This window comes from Microbulbifer sp. ALW1, assembly GCF_009903625.1.
In the GTDB taxonomy this organism is placed as follows: Bacteria; Pseudomonadota; Gammaproteobacteria; order Pseudomonadales; family Cellvibrionaceae; genus Microbulbifer.
This window is the reverse complement of the sequence record NZ_CP047569.1, coordinates 4310846-4324075: the sequence shown is the minus strand read 5'-3', so window position 1 is coordinate 4324075 and position 13230 is coordinate 4310846. Positions and strand designations below refer to the sequence as shown.

The window sequence follows — 13230 nt, the reverse complement described above, 5'->3', positions numbered from 1 at the left end:
CTTGCTGTGAAAGCAATTGAAGTCGTGAGGAATTGAGTTATGCGTCATCGTTATAGTGGCCGTAAATTCAGTCGTACCAGCGCCCATCGCAAATCCATGTTCAAAAACATGACTGCGTCCTTGGTCGAGCACGAACTGATCAAAACCACACTGCCGAAAGCCAAGGAGCTGCGTCGCGTCGCCGAGCCGCTGATCACCCTGGCCAAGAAAGACAGTGTTGCCAATCGCCGTCTGGCTTTCGCCCGTATCCGTGACAAGGATGCCGTGCGCAAGCTGTTCGACGAGCTGGGTCCCCGTTACGAAGCCCGTCCGGGCGGTTACATCCGCATTCTGAAATGTGGTTTCCGCGCAGGCGACAAGGCTCCTATGGCTTATGTTGAGCTGGTAGACCGTCCGGTAGCGGACGAGACTGCTGAAGCTGCAGAAGCCTGAGGCGTCCCGCTTTAGGGTTTTCGGTACTTTTTTTGTGCCGAGCGAAGAAAAGCCGGTCATTGACCGGCTTTTCTTTTTTCTGATCTGCAATTTTTGATGGGTGTGTGATGTTCCAGTCCCTGGATGATTTGCTGAAGATATTGAATCCCCAGATCGTGGGTAGCCTCAAGCGCGCAATCGAGCTGGGTAAATGGCCCAATGGTATTGCCTTGACCGAGCAGCAAAAGTCCCTGTGTGGGGAAGCTGTGGCCTATTGGGAGCAGCGTCATATGGAACCCACATCTCGTGTGGGCTATGTGCCGCCAAAGGCTACCCCTTGTGGTGACAAGCACGAACATCAAGACGAGACCGTCACCTGGGTACACTCCTGAGGTTTCGGGTTTCGGGTTTCGGGTTTCGGATTTCGGATTTCGGATTTCGGATTTCGGATTTCGGGTTTCAAGATTCGGGTTTTTTGGCGCAGCGCCAATGCCGGTTTGGTCTGGGCAGCTTGCGTAAGCCCACCGGGCACTACCGCTGTTTCCAAACAGCGCAATCCGGGGTTTTTGTAAAAAAGAGGCCAGTAACGTCCGGCCTCTTTTCACTGCGCAAATCTCGGGGATTACTGATTGCGATCGACGTTTACGTCAAAGAAGTGCTCCACACAACGCACGTAGTCACCCTCGATGAATGCGGAGAAACGTGTCTGGTAACCCACCAGCTTGCAAGCGTAGCTCTGTCCATTTGGATACTGGGGATCCCAGCTCCAGTCCTGTTCCCAGTAAATTTCCATGGCGCCCGCGCCACCCACGGCAAACCGGCTCATGCTGGCGCAACCGAGAATTTCATCTGCGGGTATCTCCACCGATAAGTAGTCGGCGAAGTTGCGATAGTAATCGATGCGATTTTGCGACTGCGCGTGTTCGCTGCTGCCACCACACTCGATGCCGCCATTGATGATCATGGTGGTCACACCAAATCCGGGTAGCAGTCCGCTACCTAGGTCCTGACCGTTGGGCTGCCAGGTGCCGTCGATGACATGCAACATGCTGGGCTTAGGCGGTTGCGGGTACACGAAGAAAAATACCGCGCTGGCGAGGTTTAGCCAGGTATCCGCCACCAGATTTGGTTGTTCCAGCAGTACGCCCACATCACCAAACATGGCCGCAGAAAACGGGCCGTAGTTGTAGTTGTAACTCAACTGTTTGGCGCCGCGACCGAAATAACTTTTGAAACTGCCATCGGCAAAGGTCGAGCAGGGCCACTGCTGTGCCTGCCAAGTCGATGGGTCGCAAATACCGTAGCCATTGGGGGTACTTTCACTCCACCCCTGTTCGCGGATGAAATACAGCCCCTGGCGCCACTCGGGCTCGGCCCAGTGCGGGGTGTGGCCACCAGTTTCCTGGGTGAAGTGGGCGAACATGGTGGCAAGGGATTTCCTGCAGATCGCCTCGGCGTTGCGGCCGTCACTATAGTCGCCACAGAATGCCGGGAATTTGGCAACAGCACGCAGGAAGTTGGTATATGAATACTCCGCCGCGCGCACCGGGAACAGGAAGTTCCAGTCCGCGTTGTCGATGATGGACTCTACCCGCTGTACGTTTTCCGGGATTTCACTGCGACCGGGAGTGACTGCTTCTACTGCGGCATTTTCCCGTGTGACGATCGATGCTTTCACCTGGGTAAACAGCGGGCTCGAGGTCAGCTCGGCTTCCCGTGCCTCCAGGGTACTGAGCGGAATACGGTAACCGCTGTCGCCACACTGCTGTTGAACGGAAACGTTTTCGCTAACAAACAGTTCCCCATTGGTGGCTTGCAGTTCGAAGGCGTAGACCGAATCAGTCCCCGCATCGGGCAAATTCACCGCGGTGGTTTCGCTGTTGGGCGTGAGGATTTCGGCCGCGGGTCCACTTATCTGCCTCCAGGTCAGAACGTAGGTCTCACCGTCGGGATAGGAGGAGTTTTCCGCGCTGAGGGTAATAGTGCCCGGGCAGGCACTGGTGCTCGTGGGGGCGCTAATCACAATCGTCGGCAGCGGCGGTAGGTATGGATCTGCCCACTGCATTACCTGCACGGTGGTGTAATCCGTCCGCTGGGCATCCGATACGCTGAGCCGGAACTCGTACTGGGTATCGGTCTCTACGGGCGGCAGGTCTACCTGGGTGCCGCTGGCATTTGGCGCCTGAATGGCCGCTACCGGTGAGGCTGGAGAAATCTGAGTCCACTGGAATGCGAGGGCATCGCCATCCGGGTCCGATGACAGGCTGCCGTCGAGTGCGATGCTGCCCGCGCCGCTAATTTCCGCGGGGCTTGCAGAGGCAATGGCCACCGGTGCCTGATTGCCATTGCCGAAGGTGCAGGAGCCCGGGCCATCCAGGACCCAGGGGCTGTCCCAGCTGTTGCTGGCGGTATAGGCCGCTTCCGGGGAATCGTTGGGGCCGGCCCACCACTGGGCCCGGAACAGATCTTCCTGATAGCAGACCAGGCTGCCGCCAGCGTAGCTCTGTCCGGCCTCATAAGTCTCTGCGGGCAGAACGGCGTGTGCAGGAAGGCACATGGTAGTTGCGAGGGCAAAAGCCGTCAGCGGGCCGCGCAGGGGTTTTGAGAGGGGGTTCCGGAATGGGGTGATTGGCAGTAGGTGTACCTTGGCGGCCGCTGAGGGCCTGGACTGAGTGGACATGTCTTCTCCATTTATTGTTATTTCAGTTAGCGCAGTCGAAACGCTTGACAGCGTTGTCATTTGCGCAGGAAAAGTTAGCGAAAGCCTTGGGGCTCGGGAAGGGGATCCCGCGCCAATTCCCGGAAGAGCTGTCAGGTTTTTAGAAATTGCCAGGAATCTGGGGATCTAGGGCTAGACCGTCGGGGTTCGTGTGCAGATACCGGCCTGACCGCCGTTGCCAGTCTGCGGGTTACAGCCGGAAAACAAGTTCCGCCAGCAGTCGCGACTTGTCCCGGAGGATTTGATGGGCGGTGTCGAGGTCGACGGCTTCAAAATCCAGGCGCGCACCGGGCGCCAACTGTCCCAGCCGGTGCAGGTCTGCGCTGATGACATGGGCGATGCGGGGGTAGCCGCCGATGGTCTGTCCCTCGACAAAACTGACAATGGGCTGTCCATTGGGGGGTACCTGTACCGTGCCGGGGCACAGGCCGGAGGAAATCTGCTGGGGCATGTTCTGCTGGGGGAGTGGACTCCCCTGCAGGCGTATACCCATGCGGTTGCTCTGCGGTGAAACGGTAAAACCGCCCTGGTAAAACTGCGCCAGTGCGTCGCTGGAAAAATACCGGGCCTCAAGGCCCGGGAGCACACGCAGTAGGGGCCGGGCGCGGTAATCCAGGCGGTATTCCCCAGGTAGTGCCCGGATTGGCGCTATGCGACTGTGGCGCAGGGGCAGTAGATCGCCCGCCTGAAGTGCGCGCCCGCGCATTCCGCCGAAGCCCGCGATCACATGTGTTGAAAGGCTGTTGAACGCGGGGGCAAGGTCCATATCTGCGGCGAGTGCGATATAGGCCCGGACCCCCGATCGCAGCGCGCCGAAGCGGAGCCGGTCGCCACTGCGCATTGCCAGTACCTGGTCGTTCTCGGCCGCCTTGTCGTTATGGAACAGGTCAAAGCGCGCGCCGGTCACCGCGATGGTGACATCCTCGCTGAATTCGATATCCGGGCCTGTCACCGCCACCTCTAGGCAGGGGTGTGAGGTCGGATTTCCGAGCAGCAGGTTGCCCAGGTGCATCGCAAAGGTATCCGCAGCGCCCCCGCAGGCGAGTCCCCAGCGCAGGTTTCCCGGTCGCCCGCCGTCCTGAACCGTGGTCTGCAGACCCGGCTTGATGATATGCAGGCTCACCGCGCACCTTCCGAATCCGCGGTATTCACCAGCGGTACAGACTCTGGAGTGGCCAGCGGATCCATCTCCGCAAACTGTTCTGCCGTAATCGCCACAAACTGAACCCGGTCGAGGGGACGGGCGATAAACGGCGTTTCCTGTTGTGGGCGGAACAGCGAAAGCGGCGTGCGGCCGATCACCTGCCAGCCACCGGGGGTGGCCTGTGGATAAATACCGGTCTGGGCACCACCGATGCCCACGGACCCTGCGGCCACCTTGAGTTCGGGGCGCGCCTTGCGCGGGCAGTGCAGTTGCGGGTCCAGGCCCCCCAGGTAGAGAAACCCCGGGGTAAACCCGAGCATATGCACCAGGTAACGCGGCGTAGTGTGGCGGGTAATCACCTCGCTTTTACTGAGCCCGGACTGGGCGCAGACGGCGGGCATATCAGGCGCAAAGTCACTGTCGTAGCACACGGGTATCCGGATCAGTGTACGGGGGCCCTGCGCCGGTTGTGCGCGGCTCAGGGTTTCCTCGGTCAGCGCTTGCAACATCGCTATCAGGGTATCGGTGCCAGAGGACGCGGGACGGTCAGCGGAATCCGCGGGCAGCAGTCGCTGCGGGTCGAAGCACACCGTAAGGCACTGATAGGCGGGCACCAGTTCGGTAACCGCGGGGAGGGATGCCGATTCGATTGCCTGGGCGAGGGCAATTATCCGTTCGCTCAGGGGCTCGCCGGGTGCTTCCGCAAAGCGGATGTCCACTGCGGCATCACCGTTGGGTTGCAATTCAAAGGCGCTGGTTATTGGCATAGCCGGATTCCGGCGCGCAGCAGTTCCTGTTGCAGATCCTGCGCAATCGATTCTGCCCGCGGGTTGTCGCCGTGCAGGCAAATACTGTCGACGGAAAACTGCAGTGATTTTTCCTCGATCGATAAGAAGGGGTGGCCGGTGGTTAGGGCCAGGGCCTGTGCCAGGCATTCGTCGAACGATGACATCACCGATCCGGGCATACTGCGGGGGGCAAGCTGGTGATCGTTCAGGTAGCGCCGGTCCATAAAGCCTTCACGCAGTACCGGGTGCCGGTATTTCTTTGCGGCCCGCTCCATTGCGGCGTTGGCCAGTGCGAGAATCTGAAGGTTGCTGAAGTCCCGGGCAATCAATTGCACCAGGTCTTCGGCGAGCCCCTCATCCGCTTCGGCGTCGTTATAGAGGGCCCCGTGCAATTTGATGTGGCTGAGTGTTACCCGCTTATGTTCCGCAATGTTCTGCAGGGCGAGTATCTGCTCACGCACGGAGGAAAGCAGATCCTCGCGAGGCATGGACAGGGAGCGGCGGCCGAAATTTTCCTTGTCGGGATAGCCCGGGTGGGCACCGGCGGCGATGCCAGTTGCGCGTGCATTTTCCAGCGACAGCGCCATGGTGGTGGTATTACCGGCATGGCCGCCGCAGGCAATATTGCAGCGGGAAATAAACGGCATGATGCGCGCATCGCGCGCGCAGTCTTCCGCGTTTTCACCTTCCCCCAGGTCACAATTGATATCGACGCTGGTCATTGCCTGCCCTCCGTGCCGGCTAGCCACAGTGGGCTGGTTTCCCCTTGGGGCTGAGTTTTCCTGTGGACAAGTTACCGGCTTTTCAGCATCGGTTTCAGGAAGCGCCCGGTGTGCGAACCCTTCACCTTGGCCACCTGCTCCGGTGTACCGGTGGCAATAATCTCGCCGCCGCCGGAACCGCCCTCGGGGCCCAGGTCCACAATCCAGTCTGCGGTCTTGATGACGTCCAGATTGTGCTCGATCACCACAATGGTATTGCCGTGGTCGCGCAGTCGGTGCAGTACATCCAGCAGCAACTGGATGTCGGCAAAGTGCAGCCCGGTGGTGGGCTCGTCGAGGATATACAGGGTCTGGCCGGTATCGCGCTTGGACAGCTCGCGGGAAAGTTTTACCCGCTGGGCTTCACCACCGGACAGTGTGGTCGCGGCCTGCCCAAGCTTGATGTAGGAAAGGCCCACGTCCATCAGTGTCTGCAGTTTTTTCGCAATGGAAGGCACCGGGTCAAAAAATTCCCTCGCGTCTTCCACGGTCATTTCCAGCACCTCGTGGATGCTCTTGCCCTTGTACTGCACTTCCAGGGTTTCTCGGTTGTAGCGCTTGCCCTTGCAGGTATCACAGGGCACGTAGATGTCCGGCAGAAAGTGCATTTCCACCTTGATCACACCGTCGCCTTGGCAGGCTTCACAGCGGCCGCCTTTTACGTTGAAGCTGAAGCGGCCGGGCTTGTAGCCGCGGGAGCGCGCCTCCTGGGTGCCGGAAAACAGTTCGCGAATGGGCGTAAAGATTCCGGTATAGGTGGCGGGATTGGAGCGCGGGGTGCGGCCGATGGGGCTCTGGTCGATATCCACGCATTTGTCGAAGTGATCCAGCCCCTCGATCGCCTTGTGCGGCGATGCCTTGAGGGTGGTGGCCTTGTTCAGTGCGGTGGCCGCGAGCGGGTACAGGGTGGTGTTGATCAGGGTGGATTTACCGGAACCGGAAACACCGGTAACACAGGTAAACAGCCCCACCGGGATTTCCAGGTCGACATTTTTCAGGTTGTTGCCGGTGGCGCCGGCGATCTTCAACACCTCTCCGGAGGCGGCAATACGCTTTTCCGGAATCTTGATCTGTTTCTTGCCGGACAGGTACTGGCCGGTAAGTGAGCGCTCGCAACTGGCCACCTGTTCATGGGTGCCGGCGGCGACCACTTCGCCACCGTGTACACCGGCGCCTGGGCCGATATCGATCAGGAAGTCCGCCGCGCGGATCGCGTCCTCGTCGTGTTCGACCACGATCACGGTGTTGCCGATGTCCCGCAGGTGGGTGAGGGTGTTCAGCAGGCGCTCGTTGTCCCGCTGGTGCAGGCCGATGGAGGGCTCATCGAGAATGTACATCACACCCACCAGACCGGCGCCGATCTGGCTGGCCAGGCGGATGCGCTGGGCTTCACCACCGGACAGGGTTTCGGCACTGCGGTTTAGTGTCAGGTAGTTGAGGCCCACATCCACCAGGAAGCGGAAGCGGTCGCGCAGCTCCTTGAGAATCTTGTCGGCAATCTCCTTCTGCGCGCCCTTGAACTGCAGCTGGTTGGCGAAGTACTCAAAGGCATCGCCCACCGGCAGCTCGGTGATCTGCGCCAGGGTGCGGTTGTCCACAAACACATTGCGCGCTTCCCGGCGCAGGCGGGTACCGGAGCAGTCCGGGCACTTCTGGGTGCTCAGGTATTTCGCCAGCTCCTCGCGCACCGACTGGGATTCGGTGTCCCGGTAGCGGCGCTGGAAGTTGGGGATGATGCCTTCGAAGGTGTGGCGGCGGATGGTGACGTCGCCGCGGTCGTTGACATAGCTGAAGTCCACCGGGGTATCGCCGCTGCCGTGCAGAATGACCTCACGATCGCGTTTGCGCAGTTTCTGCCACGGCTTGTCGATATCGAAATCGAAGTGCTCCGCCAGGGAGGTGAGCATGTGGTAGTAGTAGATATTGCGTCTGTCCCAGCCGCGGATGGCACCTTCGGAAATACTGCTCCCCGGGTCCAGGATCACCTTGTCTTCATCGAAGAACTGCTTCACGCCCAGGCCGTCACAGGCAGGGCAGGCACCGGCGGGGTTGTTGAACGAGAAGAGGCGCGGCTCCAGTTCGTCCAGTGAGTAATCACATACCGGGCAGGCGTGGCGGGCGGAGAAAAGGTGGTCATCTTTCCCGCCATCCATGTAACTGATCGATGCGATGCCATCGGTGAGGTTCAGTGCCGTCTCAAAAGACTCCGCGAGGCGCAACTGCAGATCGTCGCGCACCTTGAAGCGGTCGACCACCACCTCGATGGTATGTTTCTTGCGTTTATCCAGTTTGGGGGTGTCGTCCAGGTCGCACACGGTGCCGTCGATACGCGCGCGTACAAAGCCGTCCCGGCGCAGCTGCTCGAACACGTGCAGGTGTTCACCCTTGCGGTCGCGCACCACCGGCGCCAGCAGCATGATTTTGGTGCCTTCCGGCAGCGCCAGCACCTGGTCCACCATCTGGCTGACCGTCTGCGCCTGCAGCGGCTCGTGGTGTTCCGGGCAGCGCGGCTCGCCGACGCGGGCGAACAGCAGGCGCAGGTAGTCGTAAATCTCGGTGATGGTACCCACGGTGGAGCGAGGGTTGTGGGAGGTGGATTTCTGCTCGATGGAAATGGCCGGTGACAGGCCCTCCACGGTGTCCACGTCGGGCTTTTCCATCATCGACAGGAACTGGCGCGCATAGGTGGAGAGAGACTCCACGTAGCGGCGCTGGCCCTCGGCGTACAGGGTGTCGAACGCGAGTGAGGACTTACCAGAGCCGGAGAGTCCGGTGATCACGATAAGTTTGTCGCGGGGAATATCCAGGTCGATATTCTTCAGGTTGTGGGTGCGGGCACCCCGTACGTAAATCGTATCCACAAGTTGTCCTGTGTTTTAGACGGGCGTCGCCGCCGGCGAACCGGGCGGGAGAAAACGGTCAAGTATAATCCGGTGCGGGAGTGTGCCAAAATTCCCCCTGCTTTGAATACGAATAACCTGAATTGAATAACCCAGTCTGGACCCGGAAATCATGATCCCTGTCATTCTCTGTGGTGGCACCGGCTCGCGCCTGTGGCCACTGTCCCGCGAAGCCTATCCGAAACAATTCCTGTCCCTTGCCGGTAACCAGACCATGCTGCAGGCCACGGCGCTGCGCCTGAGTGGCTTGCCCGCGGTGCAGGCGCCGATTCTGGTGTGCAACGAGAATCATCGCTTCGCTGCTGCCGAACAGTTGCAGGAAATTGACCGCGCGGCCCAGTCGATCCTGCTGGAACCCTGTGCGCGCAATACCGCCCCCGCCATTGCCCTGGCGGCGCTGGCTGCGGTGGAGAAGGGTGAGGATCCCCTGTTGCTGGTATTGCCGGCAGATCATGTAGTGGCCGATACCACCGCCTTCCAGCAGGCCGTGATCGCCGCCACTGAACTGGCCGAGAACGGTCATCTGGTCACTTTCGGAATAGTGCCCACCAGTGCCGAGACCGGCTACGGCTACATCCGCAGTGGCGATGCCCTGGCCTCCGGCTGGAAGGTGGCGGAGTTTGTGGAAAAGCCGGATCAGGCAACCGCGGAAGGCTATCTGGCCAGTGGCCAGTACAACTGGAACAGCGGCATGTTCCTGTTCCGCGCCAGTCGCTATCTGGAAGAGTTGGCACTGCATCACCCGGAAATACTCAGCGCCTGTCGCGAAGCCTATAGCGGGGCCGCGCGGGATCTGGACTTCACCCGCATCGACGCCGAGGCCTTCGGGCAGTGTCCGTCGGATTCTGTTGACTACGCGGTAATGGAAAAAACCGAAGCCGCCGCAGTTATTCCCATGCAGGCGGGCTGGAGCGATGTCGGTTCCTGGTCGGCCCTGTGGGAACTGGCGGAGCGGGATGAAAACGACAACCTGTTGCGCGGCGATGTGCTGGCCGAAGATGCCAGCGGCTGTCTGGTGCACGGCGGTGACCGCCTCGTCGGAATCCTCGGGGTACAGGACCTGGTGGTGGTGGACACCGACGACGCCCTGATGGTGGCGGACAAGAGCCGGGTGCAGGAGGTCAAGAAACTGGTGCAGCGCCTGAAGCAGAGCGCGCGCAGCGAAGCGGAAAACCACCGCAAGGTGTTCCGTCCCTGGGGATACTACGATTCTATCGACGCCGGGCCGCGCTTCCAGGTCAAACGCATTGTGGTCAAACCCGGCTGCCAGCTGTCCCTGCAGATGCACCACCACCGCGCCGAGCACTGGATAGTGGTGCGCGGTACCGCCATGGTGACCCGCGGTGACGATCAGCTGCTGCTGACCGAGAACGAGTCCACGTTTATCCCGCTGGGGGTAGTACACCGCCTCGAAAACCCGGGCGCTATTCCTCTGGAGCTGATCGAAGTGCAATCCGGCAGCTATCTTGGAGAGGACGATATCGTGCGCTTCGAGGACCAGTACGGGCGCAATTGACGGCTGCTGTTGACCGTCGTATCACCATAGCCTGGCGCTATCTGGCCCTTAGGTGGCGGGGGATCAACCTCCGCTGCCGCGGCTGCTACAATGCGCTCCGTTTTTCGCTGTGTCCGGAACCTCCGCATGAACTCCACTGAACGCCGCGCCCTTGCCGGCCTCGCCTCCCTTTATGTTTTCCGCATGCTGGGCCTGTTTATGGTGCTGCCGGTGCTGTCGCTCTATGGCGCCGACTATCAGGGCAGTACGCCGGCACTGCTGGGCCTGGCGCTGGGGGCTTACGGGCTCAGCCAGGCACTGCTGCAGATTCCGCTGGGGGTGCTGAGCGATCGCTGGGGGCGCAAGCCGGTCATCTTTGTGGGGTTGCTGGTATTTGCCTTCGGCAGTGTGGTGGCCGCGCTCACCGATTCGGTTTACGGATTGATCGCCGGGCGGATTCTCCAGGGCGCCGGCGCCATTGCCGCGGCCACCATGGCCCTGGCGGCGGATCTGACCCGGGATGAGAACCGTGGCAAAGCCATGGCGGTGATCGGTGCCTCCATCGGTGTTGCCTTTGTGCTCGCCGTGGTACTGGGGCCTCTGGTCGCCGGTTTTGGCGGTCTCTCGGCCATTTTCTGGCTGACTGCACTGCTGGCGCTGCTGGGTATATTGCTGGTGTGGCGACTGGTGCCGAACCCGCAGGTGGCTGAGCGCCGCGGGCCGCAGCGGGGCGACTTTTCCCGCCTGCTGGCCCAGGGCGATGTGTGGCGGCTGGTGTGCGGTGTCTTCTTCCTGCACCTGCTGTTGACCATGATGTTCGTACCCCTGCCGCTGCTACTGGTAGATCAGTTGCACCTGCCCAGTGACCAGCACTGGAAGCTCTACGGTCCGCTGATGCTGGGCGCTTTCATTTTTATGGTGCCGCTGATGCGAATGGCGGAGAAGCGCCATAAGGTGCCGGCTGCCATGCGTCTGGCCCTGCTGGGGCTGATTTTTGGCGGCGTGGCGCTGATGCCGCAGGTACACGGAGCCTGGGTCATCGTCTGTCTGGGAGTGTTCTTCCTCGCCTTCAACTTGCTGGAAGCGCTGCTGCCGGCCCAGCTGACCCGAGTGGCACCGGCGGAGTGCCGCGGCGCAGCGACCGGTCTCTACGCCACCCTGCAGTTCCTGGGCGCATTTGCCGGCGGAAGCCTCGGTGGAGTGGTTTACGGGAGCGGCGGCGCGGGCGCTGTAGCGACCCTGGCACTGGGCGTTTTGGTGCTCTGGTCACTGGCCTGGTGGCAGATGCGTGGCACCCGGGTACCGCTTGCCAGCGTCTGATACACCGGCGGTGACGGCCCCCGGGCGAGTGTTGTATGCTGCTGGATAAAAATACACTGTAAGCGGTGCGGGCAGCCTGCTCGGCGGTATTCCTGAGTGACTCAGGGGACGTCCGAGGCAAGCCTCCGCGCCGCTTTCCGATTCTGAATTTCAGTAAAACTTTCATTAAATCCAAACATTGAGCAGGTCCGTATGCGTATACCGCATATCGAGGACCGACCGAGAGGAGAGGCATATGGCCAGGGGCGTAAACAAAGTAATTCTGATTGGTAACCTGGGCGGCGACCCGGAAACCCGCTACCTCCCCAGTGGCGGTGCAGTCACCAATGTAACCCTGGCGACTTCTGAAACCTGGAAAGACAAGCAGACGGGCCAGAACCAAGAGCGCACCGAATGGCACCGCGTGGTGTTCTTCAACCGTCTGGCTGAAATCGCCGGTGAATACCTGCGCAAAGGCAGCAAGGTATACCTGGAAGGCTCACTGCGTACCCGCAAGTGGCAGGACAAGCAGTCCGGACAGGACCGCTACACCACCGAAATCGTCGCCAGCGAAATGCAGATGCTGGATGGCCGCGGTGAACAGGGTGGCGGCGGCTACCAGCAGGGCGGCCAGGGTGGCTACTCCCAGCAAGGCCAGCAAGGTCAGCAGGGTGGTGGTTTTAACCAGGGCGGCGGCTACCAGGACGAGTTTTCCCAGGGCCGTTCCACACCATCTCCGATGGCGCCGTCCCAGCAGCCGGCCAACAAGCCAGCGGGCAATCAGCCGCCGGCCGGTGGTTTCGATAACAGCTTCGACGACGATATTCCGTTCTAAGACGAGTTTTCACTTCCATGCATCACACAGGCTACCAGCCGGATACGGTCGCCCTGATCGGCGCCGGCAACGCCATCGACAGTGCCCTGCAAAAGGGCCTGCAGCGCGTGGGCTTCCGGGTTCAGTTACTGGGTCCGGAGCAGGTGTCGCAGGTGCGCGCCGGGGCGCTGGTGATCAACGCGGCCAGCTGTGCCGGCAGTGCCCGCAAGGAGCTGGCCCGCGGTGTCTGTGACGCTTTGGCGCAGGTCTCGTACACTGCGCTGTTGCATCTGTCTTCCTACGCCGTATTTGGCGGCGGTGTGCGCAAGAAAATCCATGAGGACGAAGAGCCAAGCCCCGACACAGAGAGCGGCCGTGAGTGGCTCTACTGTGAGCAGCGCCTGGGTGCACTGGAAAATACCAGTATCCTGCGCCTCGGCTGGAAAGTGGACCGCAGCGAGCGGGCCCTGTTGGGGCGGATTGTCTCCGGCCTGCTACAGAGCAAGCCGATCGTGCTGGACGACGTCACTCGGGGTAATCCGGTGACGGTTTCCGATTTGGTGCGGGTTGTGGTGGCGGTGACCCAGCAGCTTGCCAGTGGTGCCCCCCGCTCCGGTGTTTACCATTTTGGTTCTGCGGATACCTGTACCGCGATGGACTTCGGTCGTGAGGTGGTGGATCGGGTGCAGTCTTTGTATGGCGAAGATTTCGCCGCTGAGTTACTGGCCTTGTCGCCGGCAGCGGCAGACCACTCATCGGTACTGGCCTGCGAAAAACTGCGGGATGTGTTCGGTATACAGCAGCGTAGTTGGCGTCAGGGGCTGACGCGCCAGGTGGAATTGTGGCTGGAGCGATTGCAGAAAGCGGAAGGCTGAAACGCAATTTGTACCCAATAAAAA

11 protein-coding genes are annotated in these 13230 nt (G+C 60.8%); 6 read left to right on the top strand and 5 right to left on the bottom strand.

Features of this window, described 5'->3' with window-relative positions; all coding sequences use genetic code 11:
- Window positions 1-39 precede the first annotated feature (39 nt).
- Entirely contained in the window at window positions 40-432 is a 393-nt protein-coding gene (rplQ, locus tag GRX76_RS17870) for a 50S ribosomal protein L17 (protein WP_160154534.1), read from the top strand.
- Window positions 433-539: 107 nt separating this feature from the next.
- Window positions 540-803, top strand: coding sequence for a DUF1315 family protein (locus tag GRX76_RS17865; RefSeq protein WP_160154533.1), 264 nt, complete (start codon window positions 540-542; stop codon window positions 801-803).
- A gap of 230 nt (window positions 804-1033) precedes the next feature.
- Here GRX76_RS17865 and GRX76_RS17860 read toward each other — a convergent pair whose 3' ends face one another.
- From GRX76_RS17860 to uvrA, 5 genes are all read right to left on the bottom strand, one after another.
- A complete protein-coding gene (locus tag GRX76_RS17860; RefSeq protein WP_201276858.1) occupies window positions 1034-3091 on the bottom strand; it encodes a chitinase in 2058 nt (685 codons plus the stop codon).
- 229 nt (window positions 3092-3320) lie between these two features.
- Complete coding sequence (locus GRX76_RS17855; protein ID WP_160154532.1) at window positions 3321-4253, bottom strand: biotin-dependent carboxyltransferase family protein; 933 nt, start codon at window positions 4251-4253, stop codon at window positions 3321-3323.
- The gene (pxpB, locus tag GRX76_RS17850) at window positions 4250-5041 is read right to left on the bottom strand and encodes a 5-oxoprolinase subunit PxpB (protein WP_160154531.1); all 792 of its coding nucleotides are present in this window, start codon (window positions 5039-5041) and stop codon (window positions 4250-4252) included. Before pxpB ends, GRX76_RS17855 begins: the two co-directional genes overlap by 4 nt.
- Complete coding sequence (gene pxpA / locus GRX76_RS17845) at window positions 5032-5784, bottom strand: 5-oxoprolinase subunit PxpA (protein WP_160154530.1); 753 nt, start codon at window positions 5782-5784, stop codon at window positions 5032-5034. Before pxpA ends, pxpB begins: the two co-directional genes overlap by 10 nt.
- Before the next feature lie 71 nt (window positions 5785-5855).
- Window positions 5856-8684, bottom strand: a complete 2829-nt coding sequence (uvrA, locus tag GRX76_RS17840) for an excinuclease ABC subunit UvrA (RefSeq protein WP_160154529.1) — start codon at window positions 8682-8684, stop codon at window positions 5856-5858.
- A gap of 151 nt (window positions 8685-8835) precedes the next feature.
- Between uvrA and GRX76_RS17835 the strand changes: the two genes are divergently transcribed.
- From GRX76_RS17835 to GRX76_RS17820, 4 genes are all read left to right on the top strand, one after another.
- Complete coding sequence (locus GRX76_RS17835; protein WP_201276857.1) at window positions 8836-10239, top strand: mannose-1-phosphate guanylyltransferase/mannose-6-phosphate isomerase; 1404 nt, start codon at window positions 8836-8838, stop codon at window positions 10237-10239.
- 126 nt (window positions 10240-10365) lie between these two features.
- Window positions 10366-11538 (top strand): MFS transporter, encoded by a 1173-nt coding sequence (locus tag GRX76_RS17830; RefSeq protein ID WP_160154528.1) that lies wholly within the window; start codon window positions 10366-10368, stop codon window positions 11536-11538.
- A gap of 235 nt (window positions 11539-11773) precedes the next feature.
- Entirely contained in the window at window positions 11774-12352 is a 579-nt protein-coding gene (gene ssb / locus GRX76_RS17825; RefSeq protein WP_160154527.1) for a single-stranded DNA-binding protein, read from the top strand.
- Between the two features lie 17 nt (window positions 12353-12369).
- Window positions 12370-13206 carry a sugar nucleotide-binding protein gene (locus GRX76_RS17820; protein WP_160154526.1) on the top strand — a complete coding sequence of 279 codons (837 nt, stop codon included), beginning with the start codon at window positions 12370-12372 and terminating at the stop codon, window positions 13204-13206.
- Window positions 13207-13230: the final 24 nt, after the last annotated feature.

What these genes read in the sequence shown, in the direction of transcription:
- rplQ (WP_160154534.1), top strand. Translation starts at nt 40, where the DNA reads ATGCGTCATCGTTATAGTGGCCGTAAATTCAGTCGTACCAGCGCCCAT.
- GRX76_RS17865 (WP_160154533.1), top strand. Translation starts at nt 540, where the DNA reads ATGTTCCAGTCCCTGGATGATTTGCTGAAGATATTGAATCCCCAGATC.
- GRX76_RS17860 (WP_201276858.1), bottom strand. Translation starts at nt 3,091, where the DNA reads ATGTCCACTCAGTCCAGGCCCTCAGCGGCCGCCAAGGTACACCTACTG.
- pxpB (WP_160154531.1), bottom strand. Translation starts at nt 5,041, where the DNA reads ATGCCAATAACCAGCGCCTTTGAATTGCAACCCAACGGTGATGCCGCA.
- pxpA (WP_160154530.1), bottom strand. Translation starts at nt 5,784, where the DNA reads ATGACCAGCGTCGATATCAATTGTGACCTGGGGGAAGGTGAAAACGCG.
- GRX76_RS17835 (WP_201276857.1), top strand. Translation starts at nt 8,836, where the DNA reads ATGATCCCTGTCATTCTCTGTGGTGGCACCGGCTCGCGCCTGTGGCCA.
- GRX76_RS17830 (WP_160154528.1), top strand. Translation starts at nt 10,366, where the DNA reads ATGAACTCCACTGAACGCCGCGCCCTTGCCGGCCTCGCCTCCCTTTAT.
- ssb (WP_160154527.1), top strand. Translation starts at nt 11,774, where the DNA reads ATGGCCAGGGGCGTAAACAAAGTAATTCTGATTGGTAACCTGGGCGGC.
- GRX76_RS17820 (WP_160154526.1), top strand. Translation starts at nt 12,370, where the DNA reads ATGCATCACACAGGCTACCAGCCGGATACGGTCGCCCTGATCGGCGCC.